General features: G+C 70.0%; 19 protein-coding genes. 7 read left to right on the forward strand and 12 right to left on the reverse strand.

The window, feature by feature from the left end; all coding sequences use genetic code 11:
* Window positions 1-134: 134 nt before the first annotated feature.
* Genes wzm through ACCP09_RS04350 form a run of 4 tightly spaced genes read left to right on the forward strand, consistent with a single transcriptional unit; the run spans window position 135 to window position 3,317 of the window.
* On the forward strand, window positions 135-1,091 hold the full coding sequence (gene wzm / locus ACCP09_RS04335; protein WP_017986209.1) for a galactan export ABC transporter permease subunit Wzm/RfbD: 957 nt from the start codon (window positions 135-137) through the stop codon (window positions 1,089-1,091).
* 9 nt (window positions 1,092-1,100) lie between these two features.
* On the forward strand, window positions 1,101-1,910 hold the full coding sequence (gene wzt / locus ACCP09_RS04340; protein WP_433743297.1) for a galactan export ABC transporter ATP-binding subunit Wzt/RfbE: 810 nt from the start codon (window positions 1,101-1,103) through the stop codon (window positions 1,908-1,910).
* A gap of 25 nt (window positions 1,911-1,935) precedes the next feature.
* Window positions 1,936-2,823 (forward strand): galactofuranosyltransferase GlfT1, encoded by an 888-nt coding sequence (gene glfT1 / locus ACCP09_RS04345; RefSeq protein ID WP_017986207.1) that lies wholly within the window; start codon window positions 1,936-1,938, stop codon window positions 2,821-2,823.
* 47 nt (window positions 2,824-2,870) lie between these two features.
* Window positions 2,871-3,317, forward strand: coding sequence for a nitroreductase family deazaflavin-dependent oxidoreductase (locus ACCP09_RS04350; protein ID WP_123687149.1), 447 nt, complete (start codon window positions 2,871-2,873; stop codon window positions 3,315-3,317).
* 68 nt (window positions 3,318-3,385) lie between these two features.
* On the opposite strand, the gene ACCP09_RS04355 is transcribed toward ACCP09_RS04350, so the two are convergent.
* Together ACCP09_RS04355 and ACCP09_RS04360 are read right to left on the reverse strand one after the other, a co-directional pair.
* A complete protein-coding gene (locus ACCP09_RS04355) occupies window positions 3,386-4,144 on the reverse strand; it encodes a decaprenylphospho-beta-D-erythro-pentofuranosid-2-ulose 2-reductase (RefSeq protein ID WP_020416458.1) in 759 nt (252 codons plus the stop codon).
* Entirely contained in the window at window positions 4,141-5,532 is a 1,392-nt protein-coding gene (locus ACCP09_RS04360) for an FAD-binding oxidoreductase (RefSeq protein ID WP_051079482.1), read from the reverse strand. The genes ACCP09_RS04355 and ACCP09_RS04360 overlap by 4 nt, the downstream gene beginning before the upstream one ends.
* Before the next feature lie 76 nt (window positions 5,533-5,608).
* On the opposite strand from ACCP09_RS04360, the gene ACCP09_RS04365 reads away from it, so the two are divergent.
* Window positions 5,609-6,091 (forward strand): GtrA family protein, encoded by a 483-nt coding sequence (locus tag ACCP09_RS04365; RefSeq protein ID WP_026153696.1) that lies wholly within the window; start codon window positions 5,609-5,611, stop codon window positions 6,089-6,091.
* Window positions 6,092-6,158: 67 nt separating this feature from the next.
* A complete protein-coding gene (locus tag ACCP09_RS04370) occupies window positions 6,159-8,099 on the forward strand; it encodes a glycosyltransferase (RefSeq protein WP_433743301.1) in 1,941 nt (646 codons plus the stop codon).
* An 881-nt stretch (window positions 8,100-8,980) separates the two neighbouring features.
* On the opposite strand, the gene ACCP09_RS04375 is transcribed toward ACCP09_RS04370, so the two are convergent.
* From ACCP09_RS04375 to ACCP09_RS04410, 8 genes are all read right to left on the reverse strand, one after another.
* Window positions 8,981-9,223, reverse strand: coding sequence for a hypothetical protein (locus ACCP09_RS04375; protein ID WP_027932993.1), 243 nt, complete (start codon window positions 9,221-9,223; stop codon window positions 8,981-8,983).
* A 209-nt stretch (window positions 9,224-9,432) separates the two neighbouring features.
* Window positions 9,433-11,556 (reverse strand): hypothetical protein, encoded by a 2,124-nt coding sequence (locus tag ACCP09_RS04380; RefSeq protein WP_433743303.1) that lies wholly within the window; start codon window positions 11,554-11,556, stop codon window positions 9,433-9,435.
* Between the two features lie 36 nt (window positions 11,557-11,592).
* Window positions 11,593-12,372, reverse strand: a complete 780-nt coding sequence (locus ACCP09_RS04385; protein ID WP_027932995.1) for a hypothetical protein — start codon at window positions 12,370-12,372, stop codon at window positions 11,593-11,595.
* 68 nt (window positions 12,373-12,440) lie between these two features.
* On the reverse strand, window positions 12,441-14,399 hold the full coding sequence (locus ACCP09_RS04390; RefSeq protein ID WP_433743306.1) for an arabinofuranosyltransferase: 1,959 nt from the start codon (window positions 14,397-14,399) through the stop codon (window positions 12,441-12,443).
* Window positions 14,396-15,373, reverse strand: a complete 978-nt coding sequence (locus ACCP09_RS04395; protein ID WP_027932997.1) for a decaprenyl-phosphate phosphoribosyltransferase — start codon at window positions 15,371-15,373, stop codon at window positions 14,396-14,398. Before ACCP09_RS04395 ends, ACCP09_RS04390 begins: the two co-directional genes overlap by 4 nt.
* 49 nt (window positions 15,374-15,422) lie before the next feature.
* Window positions 15,423-15,944: a phosphatase PAP2 family protein gene (locus tag ACCP09_RS04400; protein ID WP_017986196.1), complete on the reverse strand. Its 522-nt coding sequence runs from the start codon at window positions 15,942-15,944 to the stop codon at window positions 15,423-15,425.
* Complete coding sequence (gene glf / locus ACCP09_RS04405) at window positions 15,937-17,160, reverse strand: UDP-galactopyranose mutase (RefSeq protein WP_020416449.1); 1,224 nt, start codon at window positions 17,158-17,160, stop codon at window positions 15,937-15,939. Before glf ends, ACCP09_RS04400 begins: the two co-directional genes overlap by 8 nt.
* A gap of 48 nt (window positions 17,161-17,208) precedes the next feature.
* Window positions 17,209-18,093, reverse strand: a complete 885-nt coding sequence (locus ACCP09_RS04410; RefSeq protein WP_433743309.1) for an LLM class flavin-dependent oxidoreductase — start codon at window positions 18,091-18,093, stop codon at window positions 17,209-17,211.
* A gap of 63 nt (window positions 18,094-18,156) precedes the next feature.
* On the opposite strand from ACCP09_RS04410, the gene ACCP09_RS04415 reads away from it, so the two are divergent.
* Entirely contained in the window at window positions 18,157-18,972 is an 816-nt protein-coding gene (locus ACCP09_RS04415) for an HAD family hydrolase (RefSeq protein ID WP_123684245.1), read from the forward strand.
* Here ACCP09_RS04415 and ACCP09_RS04420 read toward each other — a convergent pair.
* The gene (locus ACCP09_RS04420; RefSeq protein WP_400983551.1) at window positions 18,969-20,306 is read right to left on the reverse strand and encodes an ArnT family glycosyltransferase; all 1,338 of its coding nucleotides are present in this window, start codon (window positions 20,304-20,306) and stop codon (window positions 18,969-18,971) included. The genes ACCP09_RS04415 and ACCP09_RS04420 overlap by 4 nt on opposite strands.
* 343 nt (window positions 20,307-20,649) lie before the next feature.
* Complete coding sequence (locus ACCP09_RS04425; protein WP_433743312.1) at window positions 20,650-22,047, reverse strand: AMP-binding protein; 1,398 nt, start codon at window positions 22,045-22,047, stop codon at window positions 20,650-20,652.
* Window positions 22,048-22,081: the final 34 nt, after the last annotated feature.

Genomic DNA, 22,081 nt, shown 5'->3' on the forward strand with positions numbered 1-22,081 from the left:
GTGAGCGTACGCGCCGATCCGCGCACGCTCCCGTCATGCACGGTGGCACAGCGTGATTTCGCCCGACGATCAGCCAAATCGGGCGTCTCCGCCCTGCCCGGAGTGCGCGTGTCCCGCTCGCTACGCTAGGTCCCGTGCAAGCCACCAGCACGGTCGACCAGACCAGCGAAGATCTCGCCCGCGCGGCTGAGCTTCCGCCCTTGTCGGACAGTCGCACCTTCGGGCGCGCGTTCGGCGACATCAAGGAAGGACTCCGCCAGCGCGAACTGTGGAGCCACCTCGGCTGGCAGGACATCAAGCAGCGCTACCGCCGGTCGGTGATCGGCCCGTTCTGGATCACCATCAGCCAGGGCGTGATCGCGCTCGGCCTGGGGCTGCTGTACTCGCAGCTGTTCAACATGCACATCCAGACGTTCCTGCCCTACATCAGCGCGGGGTTCATCGTCTGGGCCTTCATCAGCGGCTGCCTCACCGAGGGCATGGAGACGTTCATCGCGAACGAGGGTCTGATCAAGCAGATCCGCGCGCCGTTGACCGTCTACGCGCTGCGCACGGTGTGGCGGCAGACGCTGATGTTCGCGCACAACCTGATCGTCATCGTGGTCGTGGTCGGCGTCTTCTTCGGCAGCCTGAACGACGACTACGCGCTGTCGCAGAGCGGGATGTGCACGCCGGACAACATCTGCCACCCCGGACTTGGCTGGTACACGCTCTCCGCGATCCCGGCGTTTCTGCTGCTCGCGTTCAACGGCGTCTGGGTGACGCTGCTGCTGGGCATCATCTCGACGCGGTACCGGGACATCCCGCAGGTGATCAACTCGCTGATCCAGCTGCTGTTCTACCTGACCCCGATCGTCTGGCCGATCGACCAGCTCAAGTCCGGTCAGCGCGGTGGTGCCGCCAGCTGGGCGGAGCCGATCATCCACCTGAACCCCATCTACCACTTCGTCCAGATCCTGCGCGCGCCGCTGATCGGGCAGGCCGTCAGCATCTGGAGCTGGGTCGCCGTGGGTGGCATCACGGTCGTGGGCTGGCTGCTCGCGCTCGTCGCCATGCGCAACTACCGGGCCCGCGTCTCCTACTGGGTGTGAGAACAGACCATGGTCAGCATTGATGTGCAGAACGCGTACGTCGACTTCCCGATCTTCGACGCCAAGACGCGGTCGCTGAAGAAGAAGGTCCTCGGCAAGGTCGGCGGCAAGATCGGCACCGAGTCCAAGGTGCCGATCATCGAGGCGCTGCAGGACATCACCCTGTCGCTGCGCGAAGGTGACCGGATCGGGCTGGTCGGCCACAACGGGGCGGGCAAGTCGACCCTGCTGCGGCTGCTGTCCGGCATCTACGAGCCCACCCGCGGCCTGGCCCGCGTGCAGGGCAAGGTCGCGCCGGTGTTCGACCTCGGCGTCGGCATGGACCCGGAGATCTCCGGCTACGAGAACATCATGATCCGCGGCCTGTTCCTCGGCATGACGCGCAAGCAGATGGAGAAGCGGGTCGACGACATCGCGGAGTTCACCGAGCTCGGCGACTACCTGCAGATGCCGCTGCGCACCTACTCGACCGGTATGCGCGTGCGGCTCGCGCTGGGCGTGGTCACCACGATCGACCCGGAGATCCTGATCCTCGACGAGGGCATCGGCGCGGTCGACGCGGCGTTCCTCAACAAGGCGCGGGACCGGCTCGTGGATCTGGTGAACCGCTCCGGCATGTTGGTCTTCGCCTCGCACGCCGACGACCTACTCTTGGAGCTGTGCACGACGGCCATCTGGATGGACGAGGGCCGGATGAAGATGCGGGGCGGCCTGCGCGAGGTGCTCACCGCGTACAAGGGCCGGGACCCGTTCGAGAACATCAGCGCGGAAGCCGCGCAGCGGATCGACGCCGCGCCGGCGGTACAGGGCGGGGAGTGACATGAGCGGTCCGGAGCAGGCTCCGATGCGACCGGGCGGTGTGGCGGCGGTGGTCGTCACGCGGCATCGCCGTGAGCTGCTCGCGGACTCGCTGAAGATCATCGCCGCGCAGACCCGGCCGGTGGACCACCTGGTGGTCGTGGACAACGGTCCGGACCAGCCCGCGCGGGACGTCGTCGAGTCGTTCCCCGGGCGGTACACGTACCTGCCGTCGCACCACAACCTGGGCGGCGCGGGCGGGTTCGCGCTCGGGATCCTGCACGCGCTCGCGCTGGGCGCGGAGTGGGTGTGGCTGGCCGACGACGACGGCCGCCCGGCCGACGAGACGGTGCTGGCGGTGCTGCTGGAGGAGGCCGAGAAGCGCGGTCTGGCCGAGATCTCGCCGATGGTCACCAACATCAACGCGCCGGACAAGCTGGCGTTCCCGCTGCGCCGGGGCCTGACGTGGAAGCGGTCCTCGGCGGAGCTGGGCACCGACTTCCTGCCCGGCATCGCGTCGCTGTTCAACGGCGCGTTGTTCCGGTCGTCCACCCTGGACGTGGTCGGCGTGCCGGACCTGCGGCTGTTCGTGCGCGGCGACGAGGTCGAGGTGCACCGGCGGCTGGTCCGTTCCGGACTGCCGTTCGGCACCTCGCTGCGCGTGTCCTACCTGCACCCGGACGGCTCGGACGAGTTCAAACCGATGCTCGGCGGCCGGTTCCACGCGCAGGACCCGGAGAACGAGGTCAAGCGCTACTACACCTACCGCAACCGCGGCTACCTGCTGTCCCAGCCGGGGATGCGCAAGATCGGCGCGCTGGAGATCCTGCGGTTCGGCCTGTACTTCGTGGGCGTGAAGCGGGACCCGGGCGCGTTCGTGCAGTGGCTCAAGCTGGTGCGGCAGGGACAGCGGGAACGCTTCTTCCGCTACTGATCGTCGATGGCAGGAATAGCACGGCCGCCGACCGCCTTGTGCTGGACATGAGTGATCCCTCCGGGGGAGAGTACGCACCGAGCCCCACTGACTGGGTCCGCGAAGCCGTGGAGAGGTTCGAGGCGTCCAACGGCGAAGCCAACCTGAACGAGCCCGGCGGCGGCCCGATCATCGTGATCACGACCGTCGGCGCCAAGACCGGCAAGATCCGCAAGTCGCCGATCATGCGGATCGAGAAGGACGGGAAGTACCTCGCGGTGGCGTCCAACGGCGGCGGTCGCGCGAATCCGGGCTGGGTCAGCAACATCCGTGCGCATCCGGTGGTGGAGCTGCAGGACGGCCCGGTCAAGAAGACCTACGTCGCCCGCGAGCTCGACGGCGAGGAGCGGCGCGAGTGGTGGGAGTACGGCGTCGCGGTCTGGCCGACGTACCTCGAGTGGCAGCGGAAGACCGACCGCCGGATCCCGCTCTTGTTACTGGAGCCGCTGGACTGAAGCGGCTTGCTGAACGTGAAAAAGGCCCCGGACACCTCGAGTGCCCGGGGCCTTTCGCGTGGAACCGATCAGATCGGCAGCTTGCGGAAGATCGGCCGCGGCACGTGCCGCAGCACCGACATGACCGCGCGGAACGCGCCGGGCGCCCACACCAGGTCCTTGCCCTTGCGCGCCGCGTCGACGGCGATCTCGGCGACCTGCTCGGCCGTCTGCTCCAGCGGCGCCTTGCCCAGGCCCTCGGTCATCTTCGTCTTGACCTGGCCCGGCCGCACGACCGTCACCTTGACGCCGGACGGCGCCAGCGCCTCGCCCAGGCCCAGGTAGAACCCGTCGAAGCCGGCCTTGGTCGAGCCGTACACGAAGTTCGAGCGCCGCACCCGCTCACCGGCCACAGAGGACAGCGCGATCACCGAACCGTGGCCCTGCTTCTTGAGCTTGTCCGCCAGCGCCACGCCGACCGACACCGCCGCGGTGTAGTTCACCGTGGCCAGCTCGACCGCGGTGGCGTGGTTCTGCCACGCCTCCTCGTTGTCGCCGAGCAGGCCGAACGCCACCACGGCCACATCGATGTCACCCTGCGCGAACGCCTGGTCCAGCACCGCGGGGTGGGACGCGGTGTCCTTCGCGTCGAAGTCCACTTCGGACACCGAGGCGCCTGCCGCGCGCAGCTTCTCCGCGGCGAGCTTGCGGCGCTCGGACGCCCGCGCCGCCAGCACGACGCGCAGCTCGGGCGCGTCGGCGAGGTACTTCTGCGCGATGGCCAGCGCGATGTCCGAGGTGCCGCCGAGCAGCAGCAGCGACTGGGGGTTGCCAACAGCGTCGATCACAGTTCAAGCCTCCGGCTCATGTCGGACGCGAACACGCCCTCGGGGTCGACCGACTGGCGGATCTTGCGCCACTCCTCCAGCCGGGGGTACATCTTCGCGAAGGTCTCCGGCGTGGTGCGCGAGTCCTTCGCGGTGTACAGCCGCCCACCGGCCGCCAGGACGTCTTCGTCGAGTTCGGTGCAGAAGCGGCCGAGGCCGTCCTTGATCGGGAAGTCCACCGACAGCATCCAGCCCGGCGACGGCCAGGACAGCGGCGCGCGGTTGCCCTCGCCCATCCGCTTGAACACGTTCAGGAACGAGTAGTGGCCCGACGTCGCGATCTTGCGGCACAGGTCCTTCAGCGCGTCCTCCCGGCCGAACGGCACGGAGAACTGGTACTGCAGGAAACCCTTGGAACCGTAGGCACGGTTCCACTCGCTGAGCATGTCCAGCGGGTGGTAGAACTGCGTCAGGTTCTGGATCTTGCCGCGCGCGCCCTTCTTCGGCACCGTGCGCTGCCAGATGTTGTTCAGCATCCCGAACGTCAGCTTGTTGCCGAGGCCGTTGGGGAACACGTCGGGCAGCGTCATCAGCTGCGGCGCGTCGAACTTGAGCGGATCGGCCTGCAGCTTCGGCGGCAGCTGGTCCAGCTTGGCCAGCGAGCCGCGGGAGAACGTGGCCCGGCCGAGGCGACTGTCGGAGTTGATGAGGTCCGGCACCGACATCGAGTAGTCGTAGTTCAGGTCGGACCCGTTGCTGAACAGCTCCAGGGTCTCGTCCAGGCTCGACGTGCGGTCCGCGTCCACGATGAAGTAGGCGCTCTCGGTCTTCTTCATGCGGATCTTCGCGCGCACGATGATGCCGGTCAGGCCGATGCCCGCGACCGTCGCCCAGAACAGCTCCGACTCGGGGCCCTCCGGGGTCAGCGTGCGAATCTGTCCGTCCGCCGTCACCAGGTCCATCGACAGCACGTGGTTGCCGAAGCTGCCCGCGCTGTGGTGGTTCTTGCCGTGGATGTCGTTGGCGATCGCGCCACCGATGGTCACCTGGCGCGTTCCGGGCAGCACCGGGACCCACAGACCGTACGGCAGCGCGGCCTTCATCAGCTGGTCGAGGCTCACCCCGGCGTCCAGATCGACCTCTCCGGTGTCCGGGTTGATCGAGTGGATCGTGTTCAGGGCGGTCATGTCGATGACGAGACCACCGGCGTTCTGCGCCGGGTCCCCGTAGGAGCGGCCGAGCCCGCGGGCGATCACGCCGCGCTCGCCGGCCTGCGCCACCGCGCGGGCGATCGTCTCCACGTCCGGCGTGGTCAGCACGTCTGCGACGGTCGGGGCGGTGCGACCCCACCCGGTGAGTGTCCGCCGCTCGGTATGCGGTGTCGTGTTCACCCGGACCAGGGTAACCATCCCCGGGGGGCGGCTTTGACCGAGGCGCTTCTACACTTTTCCGGTCCTGGAAATCGCACGCTGGCGAGGTAGTGCAGTGGTGTCTACGGAACCGCAGGAGCAGGCAGTGACGGCGAAGGCGAGCCCGGGCCTGCTCGGCCAGTTGGTGCGATTCGCGCTGATCGGCGGATTTTGCGCGTTGCTCGATCTCGGTACCTACACGGTGTTACGAGCGATCGGACTTGATTACGCTCCGTGGGACACGGTGGCGCGGGCGATCAGTTTCATCGTCGGCACCACGACCGCCTTTTTCCTTAACCGGAAGTTCACGTTCTCCGGTGGCCGCAAAGACGGCAAGGGTCAGATCGGCGGCTTCGTCCTGCTGTACGGCGTCACTTTCTTCGTGGCCGTCGGCGTGAACGCGCTGATGTTGCACGTGCTCGGCGAGTTCGCGTTCAAGCCGACCGTCGCGTGGGTGATCTCGCAGGGCACCGCGACCGCGATCAACTTCGTGATGCTCAAGTGGGTTGTCTTCCGCGAACAAGGTGTGACCGATGTTTCGCCGGAGTCCGGCTCGTGATTCGTTCACAGGTGACCCGTGTAACTTGGCTGGCGCTAGTCGGATTCCCCTGGAGGACTGAGAACTGATGGCCGGCAAGACTGCCGCGGGACAGCCTGCCCCCGCGAAGGCGAAGACCAACGGAGCCCAGGCGAAAGAGGACCAGACCACGTTCGCCGAACACGTTCCCCACGGCCGCCTGACCGCGCAGCGCGGGCTGTACGCCGGGCCGTCGCCCATCGTTTCCAAGGACCTCTACTCCGAGGTGCTCGAGGGTGTCGTGAACCGCGGCCGCGACGGCGTGACGCTGGAGCCGTCGGCGCGCGTGTCCGGCAACACCTACTTCGGCCGGTTCCCGGCCAGCTACTGGCAGCGCTGGACGAAGGTGCGCCAGGTCCGGGTCGAGGCCGTCGTGAGCGGGGCAGGCCAGCTCGCGGTGCGTGCGTCCGACGTCGAGGGCGAGCCGCGCACGATCGAGGCGCGCGAAGTCGAGGGCGCCGACGGGGCGGCCGTGGCGTTCGACGTCAAGATCGACAAGTTCTACGACGGCGGCGCGCTGTGGCTGGACCTGGAGACCCAGGCCGGGCAGCGGCTGACCGTGGAGCGGGTGCGGTGGACCGTCGAGCCGCCGGAGAAGATCCGGCCGACCGCGGTGACCATCTGCACGATGAACCGCGCCGACGACTGCCTGAAGAACCTGCAGGCGCTGGCCGGTGACCTCCAGTCGCTGGACACCCTGGACGCCATCTACGTCGCCGACCAGGGCACCGACCGGGTCGACTCGCGCGACGGGTTCGCGCAGGTCGCGGCCGACCTCGGCGACAAGCTGAAGTACATCACCCAGCCGAACCTGGGTGGTGCGGGCGGGTTCACCCGCGGCCTGTACGAGGTGGCCGGGCACACCGAGACCGAGCACGCGAACGTGCTGTTCATGGACGACGACGTGCTGCTCGAGCCGGACCTGGTCGTGCGGATGACGGCGTTTTCGAACATGGCCGCGAACCCGGTCATCGTCGGCGGGCAGATGCTGAACCTGCTGCACCCGCACCAGCTGCACGTGGGTGCCGAGTACGCGCGGCTGGAGAAGCTGGAGCCGGGGGTGCCGGTCGAGCACAGCCTGCACACGGCCGACCTGCTGGGCGTCGACGAGGAGACCGGCGAGCCGAATCGCCAGGAGAAGCGGCTCGACGCCGGCTACAACGGCTGGTGGTCGTGCCTGATCCCGTACGAGGTGGTCAAGGCCATCGGGTACCCGATGCCGTTCTTCTTCCAGTGGGACGACGCCGAGTACAGCTACCGGGCGCGGGCGCACGGCTTCCCGACGGTCACGCTGCCCGGCGCGGGTGTCTGGCACGCCGACTTCCACTGGAAGGACTGGGACGAGTGGCACCGGTACTTCAACCTGCGCAACTCGATCATCACCGCGGCGCTGCACAGTGACTTCAACCTGAACGTGGTGTGCCGGACGCTGATGGCCCAGGTGGTCCGGTACCTGCTCGGGATGCAGTACGGGTTGACGCACACGCTGATCAAGGCGGTCGAGGACTTCCTGGAGGGCCCGTCGATCCTGGAGGACGGCGGTGTCGCCGCGATGCAGGAAATTCGAGCCATCCGGGCCCAGTACCCGGAGACGAAGCGTCACGACGCGACCGAGGTGCCCGGCATCGCGTCCAACGACATCGGGATCATCAACGCCGCGCCGCGCCCCGCGCTGCAGCGGCTGATCCTGGTGAAGCGGGTCTTCGACCGGCTGCGCGGCCGGTCCCGCTTCGCGCTGGGCGCCGTGCCGAACGACGAGGCCCACTGGTGGCACGTGGCGCTCTTCGACACGGCCGTGGTGACCGACGCGTCCCAGGAGGGCGTGCGGGTGCGCAAGTACGACCGGGAACGCATGTTCGAACTGGGCAAGCGCGCGATGAAGACCCTGAACCGGCTACGCAAGGAGGGGCACGCGGTGCAGGCGCAGTACAAGCGGGCCCTGCCGCAGCTCACGAGCCGGGAGAACTGGAAGCGGTTGTACCGGCTCTGAGTTTCTTGTGCTTTTGGCCGGCCCTGCTGCTTTGCGGCAGGGCCGGTTTGTTTTTTGGGGGGCGTTTGTGGGTTGGTGGTGGTGGGGCGGGGTTCTCGTCGGCCCGGTTTGGCTCCTCGCGGCGCGTGGCTGGGCTTCTCGTGGCGCGCGGCTGGCCCTCTCATGGCTCGGCCTCTCGTGGCGCGGCTGGGCCTCTCGGGGCGCGCGGCTGGCCCTCTCGGGGCGCGCGGCTGGGCCTCTCATGGGCGCGTGGCTGGGCTTCTCGTGGGGCCCGGCTGGGCCTCTCGTCGAGCGCCGCGGGCCCTCTCGCAGCGCCTTCGCTGAGCCGTTCACGCCGACGTGACTGGCCCACTCGTGCCACCGCCATCGACGGCGGGGTCGCGCCGCTGGGCCGCTCGCGGGGCCGCCGCTGGCCCGCTCACGCCGGGACGACCGGCCCCTCCTGGCGCGGCCACCACAGCCTCACTCGTGCCAGCGCGAACGGCCCTCCTGAAGCACCACCAGTGGGCCACTCGTGCCGACACGACTGAACCTCTCGCGCGGCCACCGCTGGGCCCCTGGTGGCTGCACGTGGGGTCCCCTTCGTGGCACCGCCGCTGGCCCAACCATGCTGGCGCGAGCAGCCGCCTCATGCGGCCGCGGCTGACGCGCTCGTGCCTCTACCGCTAGACCCCTCGTGCGGCCGCCGCTGGGCCACTCGTGCGGCCGTGACTGGCCCGATCGTGCTTCTGCCGCCGGGCCATATTCGTGCCGCCGCCACTGGGCCACTCGTGCCGCTGCCGCTGGCCCGCTCGTGCAGGTGCGGCTGGCACCCACGTGGCACCGCCACTGGCCAACCATGCAGCCGCAGCTGAGCGCACCTGCCGCGGCGCGTGGGCGGCTCAGCGCAGGCCGAAGACCTTGTTCTTCCGCTGCAGGTCGTCGATGTACGCGACGGCCACCCGGCTGAAGTTCACGCTCACCTTCGCTCCCTCCTTGGTCTTCACCGTCTGCACCGAGCCGTGCTCGAGCAGCAGGTGCAGCTCCTTTTCCAGCTCCTCGACGTCCTCCGGCGGCAGCGCGAACATCAGCGGCTCGCCGCCGGTGGCCAGGTGCAGGACCAGTGCGGGCTTCTCGTCACTCATGCGTCCAGCACACCAGCCGCCGATCTTGTCCGGCAACCAAGTTCGCGCACAGCAGAGGACCCGGGCGCGGCTCGCCAGTCACGCGGCCGTTGCGGCACCAGAGCCGCGCACAGCAGGGCGGAGGCGGCGCCAGAGCGGCCGGAGCGCAGCAGAGGCCGGTCACGCGCCGGTGGCGGCGCCACGCGCTCCGACCAGCCGGGCAGCGTGGCCTACTGGCTCAGCCAGTAGCCGTACGAGGTGTAGTCCGGGTACGGGTTCAGCAGCGGGCGCGGCTGCTGGATCTCGACCTCCACCGATGGCGCCGTGACGAGCTCGGCCGGCACCGTGAAGCTGTACGTCGACCACGTCCCCTGCTGGGAATCGCGCGTCCACACGCCTGCCTCCACACCGTTGACCAGCACCCGCATGTCGAAGACCGTTCCGTGCATCGCCGTGCGGGACGTCAGCGTCAGGGGGCGGCCGGGCACCAGGTTGTGCGCAATGAACTTCTCCCCGCCGACGATCGGGCGCGCGCTGTCGATCACGTCGCCCACCCGGCCCAGCGACGTCCACGGCTGCGTACCCACCTGGGCCAGCACCGGCTCGTACCCGTGCTCCCCCTCGCTGCGCAGGTCACCCACGTTCACGTAGTCCCGCAGCTCACCAGGCACCGCCTGCTCGTCACCGCTCCCCGCCAGCGACCAGTCGGCCTCGTACACGTTCAGCCACCGGAACGGGACGATCATCCGCCCACCCAGGTCCGGCTGCGCCTGCACCTCGAAACTCATCTCCGACGGCGTCCGCAACACCCCGACGTCCTTCAGCGGCTCCATCGACGGCCCCGGCCACGGGTCGTACACCGCGAAGTACCCCGGCCGCTCCGCCGCGGGCAGGTGCTTCAGCGCCTCGTACAACGAACCCGTGCCGTTGTTCGCCGGCGCCGCGAAACCGTTGGTGCCCAAGCCGATCAGGTCCAGCACCCGGTGCCCACCGAAGTACGCGACCGCGCCGACGTCCTTCACCGCCACCACCGAACCCGGCGGCAGGTTCCCCCGCACCCACTGCGCCACCGACACGTCCGTGTCACGAATGGCCGCCGTCGCCCGGCCGAACCGCACCGACCAGCTCGGCAGCGTCGCCAGCGACAACACCAGCACCACCACCAGAGCGCCGTGCAACGAGATCCGCCGCGCCCGCTCCCGCGCCGCGATCCGGCTCAGCCCGTACACGCCGATCACCACGAACAGGATGAACACCGGCATGAACGGCTGCACGTACCGCAGCTCGTGCACCAGCGCGGTGTTCAAAGTGGACACCGAAACCAGGATCAGCAGCAACCCGGCCGCCAGCGCGTACAGCATCGGCCGCCACGTCGGCCGCGTCAGGAACACGTAGACCATCCCCGCCGCGAACACCAGCAACGCGCCCGGGAACGCGTAGTCCTGCCCGTCGAAACCCAGGAAGATGCTCACGAACGCCCGCGCGTTCGCCATCGTGCGGTCCGCGAACTCGCTCAGCCAGAACACCGGCCGGTCGTGCAGGAACGACTTCGACTGGATGCCGTTCGCCGACGCCGTTCCCGTCGCGATCTTGTAGAACAGCAACTGGGCCACGCCGACCGCGATCGGCAGCAGTGTCCACAGTGCTCGCAGCACCGTCCGCCGCGGGCGGGTCATGTGCCGGTGCGCCCACACCGTCCACAACGCCGCGAACGCGAGCGTCACCGCCAGGATCAGGCCCTCGGTCCGCACCAGCGCCAGCAGACCGCCCAGGACCGGCGTCCACCGGAACCGCGCCCACGGCTGCTCGGTCACGAACGCCAGCAGCGTCGCGACCACCAGCAGCATGACCAGGCCGACCTCCATGCCACTGGCCGAACCCCACGCCAGCGGCCCGCTCAACGCGACCAGGACACCCGACCACACACCGACCGAACGCGACACCAGTTTCGTGCCCAGCACCGTGACCAGCCCGGTCGCCAGCGCGAAGCACAGGATGCCGAACCCCATCGCGAAGACCAGGAAGAACGTGCCGTGGAACCCCACCAGGTACGCCGCACCCAGCACCAGGGCGTACAACAGGCTGCTCGCCCCGGCGCTGATCTCGTCACCGGTGTTGAACTGGAAGAAGTGCCCCAGTCCCAGCTGCCGCCCGTACTGCAGGTGGATGTAGACGTCGTCGAGCGGCGCGATCAGCTTGCCCTGGTTCCACGCCATGCCACTGGCCACGAACACCACGCCGACCAGTGCGGCCAGCGTCCCGGTGAGCCAGAACGCCGGATCTCCGGGCAGCGCGCGGCGCGGCCGGCGAGCGGTGCGGTCGACCTCGTCTGAAACGTCCAGAACCTGTGTCACTTCACGCACACGCCCGGGCCTGGTTCCGTGGTTGCCTCATCGGGCCAGGCTATCCCTCGACTCACGCCACTGGTCGAACAGCAGGTCCCGGTGGACCTCGTGGTAGCGCGCCAGATCGAAGATGTGCACCGTCTTGGACCAGCGGCCGTCCGCATCCGGACGGAACCCGTCGGCCTCGGCGCGCTCGAAATCGCTGCCCAGGTAGTGCACTCCGACCGAACCGTCCAAAGTGATCCCCGCTACCTCGCACGACGAACCGAGGTACTCCGCGCGCGTGCTCACCTCGGCGACCCGGCCGCCTTCGGTCTCCAGCACACCGGACCGCGGGCGGCCGCTGACCACCGCGGCCTGGCCGTTGGGCCAGCCGCCGTGCGGCGTGATGCCCTCGACCGGCCGCGCGAACCGCGCCGCCCGCCACCGCGTGAACAACAGGTCGTTCTGCCGTTCCGCGTAGTCACGCAGATCCCGCATGTCGACGGTCTTGTAGTACTCGTAGGAGTTCTCCTGGACGAAACCGTTGATGGTGGCCCACTCGTGGTCCCATTCGGCTTCCAGCACGCGTGCGGTGCCGTTGTCGTACGCCGCGTCGACCATCACGCGGTGGTCCCGGTAGGTGGCGTAGACCTGCACCGAGAAAACGCGTTCACACATCTCCACCGGAACCGGGCCGGCGAGTTCCTGGCGCGGGAACGGCGCCGGCCGCGCGTCCCGCACCTGCGGGAAGTGCACGTAGTTGTCGCCCACCGCATACGAAACCCGGTGCGCGACGCCGTCCACGACGGCGATCGTGCCGGTGCGGTACAGGGGGTAGGTCACGCCGGTGCCCCCTCTGCGTTTCCGATCAACGAGTGTTGTGCGAAGCAGTTTACGAGAAACTCACACATTCAGCTAATCGGTGGTGCCGACGAGTCCACGATCACCGTGAACGGACCGACGTCGCGCCGCTCGAACTCCGGTGCCGAGAACAGTTCCGGCGCGAATCCGACCTCGTCGACCCTGATCGGCACGGCACGCGGGAACGTGTCGGACACGACCGGCGCCAGCAGTTTCCCGTCGTCGGCGCGCCGCAGCACGAAGACGTTGGGCGCCTCGTGCGGGTTCGACCGCAGCCGCGCGAGGAGGTCGGCCGAGTCCCGGGCGGTCGCCCAGGACCGGATCTCGTCGTTGCGCTGCGTGTAGCCGGCCAGCGGGTTCGCGTAGTGCGGCGTGGTCTGCTGGAAACCCCAGTACGGCTCGAACGACAACAGCCGGTCGTGCGCCGAGAACACGATGTTGCCGGTCGGCGGCCGCCCGGTCAGCTCGGCGATCGTGCTGATCAGCTGCGGTGTCCAGTATCCGTCCTGCTCCGGGTCGTGCCCGAAGCTCGCGGTCCAGCCGTCCGGGTAGTAGTCGGACTCGGCGGTGTCCACCGAATCCTTCATGGTCGTGCCCACGATCGTCTGGGACACCGACACCGCGCCAAGCACGGCCAGCGCGAACGCGACCGTCCGCACCGGGCGGACCCGGCCGATCAGCCGCGGCAGCACCCGCACCAGCTCGACGAGCGCGAACACGCCGGCGACCGCGAGCACCACGTCGACGGTCACGATGAACCGGAACGACAGCAGCGTGGTGCGGACCAGCAGCGCGAGGTTCGACAAGGCGAACCAGGCGTAGACCAGCGCGGCCAGCACCAGCATCACCAGCGCGACCGGGTCGCGACGGGCGCGCAGCACCAGCCACACGAGCCCGGCCAGGCACAGCACGCCGAACGCGTTCGCCGAGGTGAACGGCATCGGGAAGTAGGCGCTGATCTCGGGCAGGAAGTGCGCGGCGACGTTGGGCTTGCCCAGCCCGCCGGCCAGGATGAACGGGCCCCACGTGATCAGGGCCAGCACCGCGGTGACCACGCCGATGACCACCAGGCGCAACAGCAACCGCCGCACCACGGGCCACGGCTGCTGCCCGGCGCGGACGTCCAGCGCGAGCGCGACCAGCGCCAGCACCACCACGGCGGCCACGCCGTACGCGACGTGCAGCGTGTAGGTGACCGCGGAGAAGCCCAGGTAGACGCCGATCAGCAGCAGCGTCCAGGCCGGCACCCGCTCACGCGAGCGCAGCGCGTGCCAGGCCAGCAGCATGACCGGCGGCAGCCAGGCGGTGGTCGGCCACGCGTACGGCTCCTCGGGCGCGAGGGCGACGAACCCGGCCAGCACCGTGGCAACCGAGGCCAGCAGCGCCATCCGGCGCCGCACGACCAGGCTCCACAGCACGAACGCGACCACCCCGGACACCGCGGCCCAGGTGATCGAATACGGCTTGTAGGCGGCCCAGCCCTCCAGGCCCAGCAGGTTCGCGAACCGGCCGCCCAGCCAGAACCAGCCGCCCGGGTAGTAGGCGGCCAGCCCGTGGTAGTTCACGTCGGCCAGCCCGGCCGTCTCGGTCAGGCGCTCCAGGTACTGCAGGCGGAACGTGTTGTCCACGCTGGAGCCGCCGAGGAAGAACCGGGTGCCCTGCAGCGGGATCGCCAGCAGCAGGGTGGACAGCGCGGTCAGCGCCGCCCAGCTGCCGCCGAGGCGCACCCACAGCGGCCAGCGGGCCGCGCCGCTGTAGGCCAGCGACCCGAACAACACGACGACGATCACCGCGACGGCCAGGTTGACCAGCGCGTCCGGCACGTACGTGCCCGGGTCGACGCCCAGCTTGTTCGAGCCGAACTGCAGGACCAGGCTGAACACGACCGCAGCGACCGTGCCCAGCACGAGCTCGGCCAGCGTGCGGCCGGGTCCGAGGCGGGTCAGCGCGGGGCGCGGAGCGGGTTCGGTCGACGTGCCGCCGCCGGGCCGGGCCAAGGTGGTCGTCACAGGTAGAAGGTGATCCCGAGGGTGGCGACCCACAGCACGCCGAGGACCTGCAGGATCCGGTCCTTGAGCACGATCTCGTCGGGCGCGCCCGCGGTGCCGCCGTCCACGTCGACCGCATAGCGCAGCACGGCGATCACGAACGGCACCATCGAGATGACCGGCCACACCGACTGGTCGGCGCCCTCACGCAGCTCGAACGCCCACAGCGAGTACGACATGATCAGGATCGCCGCCGCGGTCGCCCACACGAAGCGCAGGTAGCTGGCCGAGTACTTCTTCAGCGACGAGCGGATCTTCGCCCCGGTGCGCTCGAAGAGCATGATCTCGGCGTAGCGCTTGCCCGCCACCATGAACAGCGAACCGAACGCCGTGACCAGCAGGAACCACTGCGACAGCGCGATGCCGGCGGCGACACCACCCGCGATCGAGCGCATCAGGAAGCCGGACCCGACGATCGCCAGGTCGATCACCGGCTGGTGCTTGAGGCCGAAGCAGTAGCCCAGCTGGACCGCCTCGTAGACCCCCAGCACGATGGCCAGTTCCGGGCTCGCCAGGAACGACAGCCCCAGGCCGACGCCGAAGAACAGCACCGCGGCCGCGTACGCGACCGGCACCGGCACGATCCCGGCCGCGATCGGCCGGTTCCGCTTGGTCGGGTGCGCCTTGTCGGCCTCCACGTCGACCGCGTCGTTGATCAGGTACACCGACGACGCGACCAGGCTGAACGCCACGAACGCGATGACCGCGTCGAGCAGCACCGAACCGTTGGTGATCTGGGCCGCGGTGAACGGCGCGACGAAGACCAGGACGTTCTTCGCCCACTGCTTCGGCCGCGCGGTCTTGGCGACGCCGAGGACCATGCCCACCGGGCCGCGCTTGGCCGCCGGAGCCGGTTCGGTCGCCGTCTCGGCCGACTCCGCCGTCTCCGCCGACTGCGCGGTCTTCGCCTCGGCCGTTTCGCTGGTTTCGTCCACGATCTCGGCTTCCGCGGCGTTGTTCACTGATTTGGTCACGGGTGGTTCCCTACCCCTTTTTGCGGATTTTCCTGCGCAGCAGACCTCCGACCACACCGCCGAGCGCGGCGCCGGCGAGCACATCGGTCGGGTAGTGCACCCCCAACACGAGCCGGGACGCCAACATCGGCGGGACGAGCGCGGGAACCAGGTTACGCCCGGTCAATCCCGAGTAGAGCACCGCCGCCGCCGTAGTGGACGTGGCGTGCGAGGACGGGAAGCTCAGCCGGCTCGGCGTGCCGACCAGGACCTCGACGCTCGGGTCCTGCGGGCGGGGCCGCCGGACCACCCGTTTCACGGCGATCGACGCGCCGTGCGCGCCGACCACGCCCGCGGCCGCGACCAGCCAGTCCTTGCGGCGCTTGCGGTCCACCGCGGCGCCGACGAGACCGGCGGCGAACCACCCGATCGCGTGCTCACCGAAGTGGGACAGGCCGCGGGCGGCCTTCACGGTGGCCGGGCGCTTCAGGGCGCCCTGGACCTTGGAGAGCACCTCGATCTCGGCGGCGCGCTCCGGCTTCTTCTCAAGCATCGATGCTCCCGTCCAGGGGGGCGCCCTCGGTCAGGTGCGGGGCGATCTTGTTGTCGAAGACCGACAGCGCCGAACCGATGGCCATGTGCATGTCCAGGTACTTGTAGGTGCCGAGGCGGCCGCCGAAGAGCACGTTGCGCTCGCGCGCCTCGGCCTTCGCCAGCTCCCGGTACCGCTCCAGCTTCGCCCGGTCGTCCGGGGTGTTGATCGGGTAGTACGGCTCGTCGTCGTCGTTCGCGAAACGCGAGTACTCGCGGACGATGACCGTCTTGTCCTTCGGGTAGTCCCGCTCCGGGTGGAAGTGGCGGAACTCGTGGATCCGGGTGAACGGAACGTCCTCGTCGTTGTAGTTCATGACGGACGTGCCCTGGTAGTCGCCGGTCGGGACGACTTCCTGCTCGAAGTCGAGCGTGCGCCAGCCCAGGCGGCCCTCGGAGTAGCCGAAGTAGAGGTCCAGCGGGCCGGTGTAGACGGTCGGCGTGCCGGCCGGGATGCGGTCGCGCACGTCGAAGTAGTCGGTGTTCAGGCGCACCTCGATGAGCTCGTGGTCGGCCATCCGCTCCAGCCAGGCCGTGTAGCCGTCGACCGGCAGGCCCTCGTAGGTGTCGTTGAAGTACCGGTTGTCGAAGGTGTAGCGCACCGGCAGGCGGGTGATGTTGCCCGCCGGCAGCTCCTTCGGGTCGGTCTGCCACTGCTTGGCGGTGTAGCCGCGGAAGAACGCCTCGTACAGCGGGCGGCCGATGAGCGAGATGGCCTTCTCTTCGAAGTTCTGCGCGTCCGCGGTGTTGATCTCGCTGGCCTGCTCGGCGATCAGCGCGCGGGCCTCGTCCGGCGTGTGCGACTTGCCGAAGAACTGGTTGATCAGCGCCAGGTTCATCGGCAGCGGGTAGACCTGCCCCTTGTACTTGCCGAACACGCGGTGCTGGTAGTTCGTGAACTCGGTGAACTGGTTGACGTAGTCCCAGACCCGCTTGTTCGACGTGTGGAACAGGTGCGCGCCGTAGCGGTGCACCTCGATGCCGGTCTCCGGCTCGGCCTCGGAGTAGGCGTTGCCCCCCAGGTGGGAACGCCGTTCCAGCACGAGCACGCGCTTGCCGAGCTGGCTGGCCGCGCGCTCGGCGACCGTCAGCCCGAAGAAGCCGGAGCCGACGACGACCAGGTCGTACCCGGCGAATTCGGCGTCGGTGACGTCAGTGTTGCTCGTGTGCTCGCTCACGGGAAGCGAGGGTACCGACGCTACTGAGGGCAATCGCACCCACATTCACTATTGCGCTTCGCGCAGGCCCGGGAGCACCTCGGCCACCACTTCTTCGAGCACGGCCTCCCGGCCGGCGTACGGGCCGGACGATCGCGGCCAGTGCACGACCACGTCGGTGAAGCCGAGCTCCGCAGCGCGGCCGGCCGCGTCGGTGAACGCCTGGGCGCTGACCAGGGAAAACACCGGGGAGGAGTCGAGGCTGAGGTACCGGTGGACCTCTTCGCCCGCCCGGCCGTTCTCGGCCAGCACCTGGTCGAAGCGCCGGGACAGCTCGGCGACGCCCTGCCACCACTCGTCGAGCGATTCGGCCCGCGGTCCGGTGGTCACCCAGCCGCCACCATAAGTTGCGGCAACTTTCATCGCGCGCGGCCCGTTGGCGGCGATCAGGAACGGAATTCGCGGCCGCTGCACGCAACCGGGCAGATTGCGCGCGCCGCGGGCTGTGTAATACGTGCCCTCGTAGTCGAACCCGTCGGTGATGAGCAGCCCGTCGAGCGCCTCGACGAACTCGGCGAACCGGTCCGACCGCCGGCGCGGGGTGAGCTCCTCGCCGCCCAGCACGCCCGCGTCGTAACCGAGGCCGCCCGCGCCGACACCCAGGATGAGGCGGCCGTCGGCCACGTCGTCGAGGGTGATCAGCTCGCGCGTGAACGGCACCGGGTGGCGGAAGTTGGGCGAGGCGACGAACGTGCCGAGCCGGATGGTGGTGGTCACCATGGCCGCGGCGGTCAGCGTGGGCACCGCGGCGAACCACGGGCCGTCGACCAGCGAGCGCCAGCCCAGGTGGTCGTAGGTCCAGGCGTGGTCGAAGCCGTACTCCTCGGCAGCCCGCCACTTCGGCTCGGCCGCCCACCACCTGTCCTCGGGAAGAATCACGATGCCAACGCGCACCGGCCCACGCTATCGGTCAGCACCGACAATCCGTCGGCCCGCACCCCAAGGGACAATGGGGGTGTGGAGAAACCCCTGCTGATCGCGTCGGATGTGGACGGCACCCTGCTCGACCCCATGGAACGGATGTCCCCCCGCACCGCCGCCGTGCTGCGTCGGGCCACCGACGCGGGGATCCCGGTCGTGCTCGCCACCGGCCGCCCGCCGCGCTGGATCCCGTCCGTCGCGCAGGCCGGGGGCCTGACCGGTTACGCGGTGTGCGCGAACGGCGCCGTGCTGTACGACATCGGCGCGGACGAGGTGGTCGGGGTGCACGGCGCGCTGGAGCCGATGATGCTCAACGACGCCGTGCACGAGCTGACGAAGGCGCTGCCGGGCGCCGGGTTCGCCGCCGAACGGGTCGGCCGCCACGCGCTCGACCCCGACGTCGAGCACCTGGTGGTCGAGCACGGCTACCACAACCCGTGGGGCGACGGCGAGGGCGTGCCGGTGTCCCGGGCCGAGATCGTCGGACGGCCCGCGGTGAAACTGCTGGTCAGCCACCCGGACATGACGTCGGACGAGATGGCGCGGGCGGCGCGCGCGGTGCTCGACGAGTCCGTGGACATCACGTTCTCCGCGAGCGGCGGGCTGATCGAGATCGCGGCGCACGGCATCACGAAGGCGACCGGGCTCGCCGAGGTGGCCGAGCGGTTCGGCGTGCCGGTCGAGCGAATCATCGCGTTCGGCGACATGCCCAACGACCTGGAGATGCTCAAGTGGGCCGGGCACGGCGTGGCGATGGCGAACGCGCACCCCGACGTGCTGGCGATCGCGGACGAGGTGACGAGCCCGAACAGCGAGGACGGCGTCGCGCAGGTCCTCGAGCGCTGGTTCTAGGGGCAGGGCACATACGTCAGCCGTTGGTCGGCGGAGAGCTGGGACAGCAGGCGGGACTCGCTGTCGGCGCGCAGGTACAGCGTCAGCCAGCCAAGCCCGGCGCGCTGGAAGGTGGCGACCTCGTAGCGCTGCGCGTACTTCTCCGCGATCCCGCAGTCCTGCGCCGGTGAGTACCAGGCCAGCGGCGCGGCGAGCACCGGCAGGCCGAAGAGCGCGACCGGTGCGTACTCGTCCTCGGAAGCGGGCCCGGTGACGCCGGTGATCATCATCCGCGGGCCGGCGCGGTAGGCCAGCGCGGCGTTGCCGAAGGTGTCGATGTTCGAGCCGGACGGCAGGCGGTCACGCAGCCAGTGACCGATCTCCGTGGTCTGCGCCATCCGCTGGCGGTCGACGTGCACGACCTGCTGGGCGGCGAACGCGGCCGGCACGCTGACCGCGCACAGCACGAGCGCGACCACGGGCACGACGCGCCGCTCGGCCAGCCGCCGCCGGGGTCGCGGCGACGGGCGGTTGCTCGTTCTGCCGGACGCCACGGCCACACCCACCGCGGCCAGTGCGCACAGCAGGAAGCCGTACGGCAGGTGGGACGACGCTGGCCAGCCGCTCCGGGGGTGCCCGTAGTAGGTCGCCTCCCAGGCCCACCACGGCACGAGGAACACCAGCGCGCCCAGCAGGTAGCCTGCGGGACCCCACCAGCTCGACCGGCGCCGCACCGCCGCCGTCAGCAGCCAGACCTCGCCGAGCAGCGCGAACACCACGCCGTCGGAGCGGGTCATCACGGCCAGCGCGGCGAGCACGCCGGCGACCACCGGGTGGCCGGTGACCAGGGCCAGGCACCCGGCCAGCACGAGCAGGACGAACAGCGGCGTCTCGGTGCCGGCCAGCCCGTGCGCGGCGAGCAGGCTCGCGCCCGCGGTGAGCAGCGCCGCGACGATCCCGGCGTTGTTCGTGAACCGCTTCGCCAGCAGGTACGCCACGACGACGCAGCCGAGCGCGCACGCGATGCCCAGCACGACCGCGCCGGCGACGACGTCCGCGCCGAACAACGCCCGCGGCAGCGTGACCAGCACCAGCCACAGGAAGTTCGGCAGGCCCTGGGTGCGCTCGCCGATCGTGTAGACGGCGCCGTAGCCCTCGGCCATGTTGCGGGCGTAGCGGAACGTGACGAACGCGTCGTCCGGCACCGTGGCCACGACGAGCTGCAGGACCAGGGCGAACACGAGAACGAGGAACAGGATCCAGCCCCGGCTCGCACGCTGCGTCGGGACGCGCGGCCACGCCGCGATCACCACCCCCGCCAGCGCCAGCCACGCGGCGACCAGGGCACCAGGCACTCTCACCCTCCGTGACGCCGCTCCACCCTTGCCGTAGGTATCGCTCCCGGGGCCGGATTGTTTCGTCGCTGAGACATTTCGGGGGGTGATGGGTGGGGTGGGCGTGGGCGGCCGCGGTGGTGGAAGGGGGTGCGCGGCCCGCTCGCGAGGCGAGCGCCTGCTCGGCCGATGCCGCGCCGGTGCAGGACACGGCCCGCGCACGGATCGGGCCAGGCCGGCCGAAGCCGCATCGGCGCAGGCCCGGGGTAGTTGAGGCAGGCGAGCCCCCGCCGCAGCGGGGCCAGGCGGCGGGAGGCGGGGCAAGCGGGCGCAGGTCGAGGGTCGGCTGCCCGCCCCGCGCGGGTCAGACCTGGTCTTCCAGCGCCTGGTAGTCGATCTTGCCGCTGGCCAGCAGCGGGATCGTGTCGATCGGGCGGACGTCGAAGCCCGATGCGTGCAGGTGCAGCCGGTCGGAGAGCGCGTGTGACGCCGCCTTGCAGGTGTCGGCCTCGGCGCCCTCCGCGAAGAGCACCACCTTGTCGTCGGCCGCGACGGCGGCCACGATGTCGATCCCCAGGCCCGTCGCGCGCGTCGCGGCCTCCAGGTCGTCCAGGCTGATCCGGTTGCCGAAGACCTTGCCGATCCGCTTGAGCCGCCCGGTGACGAACAGGAAACCCTCCTCGTCGAGGTACCCGAGGTCGCCGGTGGGCAGCACGCCGCCGCATTCGTCGCCCAGCGCCAGCTCCTCCGCGCTCGAGGCGTAGCCCATCATCACGTTCGGCCCGCGGTAGACGATCTCGCCGGTGATCTTGGGGTGGGTGGTGTCGCCGCCGTCCGGGCGGCGGATCGCGAACTGCCCGCCGGGCAGCGCGGGCCCCACCGAGCCGATCTTCTCCGCCAGCCGCTCCGACGGCATGATCGCCATGCGCGGCGCCGCCTCGGTCTGGCCGTACATCACGAACATCCGCCCGCCCGCCGACCGCATCAACGTGTCGAACTCGGCGATCAGCTCCGGTCGCATCCGGCCGCCGGCCTGGGTGAGCGTGTGCACGCCCGGGTTCGCGGCCGGGTCGAACCGCAACCGCCGCAACATCTCGTAGTGGTAGGGCACCCCGGCGACCGACGTGCACTCGTGCGCGGCCACCGTGTCCCAGAACCCGCGGCCGAGGATGCCCTCCCGCTCGACCACCACCGTCGCGCCGCTGACCAGGTGCGAGTTGAGCACCGACAGGCCGTACGCGTAGTGCAGCGGCAGCGTGGTCGGCGCGACCTCGCGCTCGTCGATACCCAGCACGTCGGCGATCGCGTGCGCGTTGGTCAGGATCGCCTTGCGGGACAACCGCACCAGCTTCGGGTTGCCGGTCGAGCCGCTGGTCGGCAGCAACACGGCGAGGTCGCCGTGCGGACGCACCCCGTCCGGGTCCAGGCGCAGCCACTTCCCGCCGGCGGCCCGGTACCCGGCCGGCGGCTCGGCGGCGGGCGCGTCGAGCACTGCCGACGGGCGGAACCGCTCCATCAGGCGGGCGAGCACCGGGACGTCGAGCGCCGGGTCGAACAGCGCCACCGCGCGCCCGGCCTGCACCGCCGCGACGTAGGTGAGCACCCCGCTCAGGTCGACGCCGGTGCGGGCGAACAACACGCCGTCCGGCAGGGCCGCGAGCTCGTCGGCCCGCCGTTCGACCTCGGTGATCAGCGCCGGGCCGTCGAGGACGGCGCCGGTTTCGGCGTCGACGATCCGGGCGCCGGGAGCCAGCAGGGTCACCGGAGCACGCCTTCCGGTCGGGCCGGACCTGCAC

The organism is Amycolatopsis sp. 3B14 (assembly GCF_050958625.1).
Classification (GTDB): Bacteria; Actinomycetota; Actinomycetes; order Mycobacteriales; family Pseudonocardiaceae; genus Amycolatopsis_E; species Amycolatopsis_E thermoflava.

Excerpts from the sequence above, each read along its gene's own strand:
- glfT1 (WP_017986207.1), top strand. The coding sequence starts at position 1,936 with ATGCGACCGGGCGGTGTGGCGGCGGTGGTCGTCACGCGGCATCGCCGT.
- ACCP09_RS04350 (WP_123687149.1), top strand. The coding sequence starts at position 2,871 with ATGAGTGATCCCTCCGGGGGAGAGTACGCACCGAGCCCCACTGACTGG.
- ACCP09_RS04370 (WP_433743301.1), top strand. The coding sequence starts at position 6,159 with ATGGCCGGCAAGACTGCCGCGGGACAGCCTGCCCCCGCGAAGGCGAAG.
- ACCP09_RS04375 (WP_027932993.1), bottom strand. The coding sequence starts at position 9,223 with ATGAGTGACGAGAAGCCCGCACTGGTCCTGCACCTGGCCACCGGCGGC.
- ACCP09_RS04360 (WP_051079482.1), bottom strand. The coding sequence starts at position 5,532 with ATGGTTACCCTGGTCCGGGTGAACACGACACCGCATACCGAGCGGCGG.
- ACCP09_RS04400 (WP_017986196.1), bottom strand. The coding sequence starts at position 15,944 with ATGCTTGAGAAGAAGCCGGAGCGCGCCGCCGAGATCGAGGTGCTCTCC.
- wzt (WP_433743297.1), top strand. The coding sequence starts at position 1,101 with ATGGTCAGCATTGATGTGCAGAACGCGTACGTCGACTTCCCGATCTTC.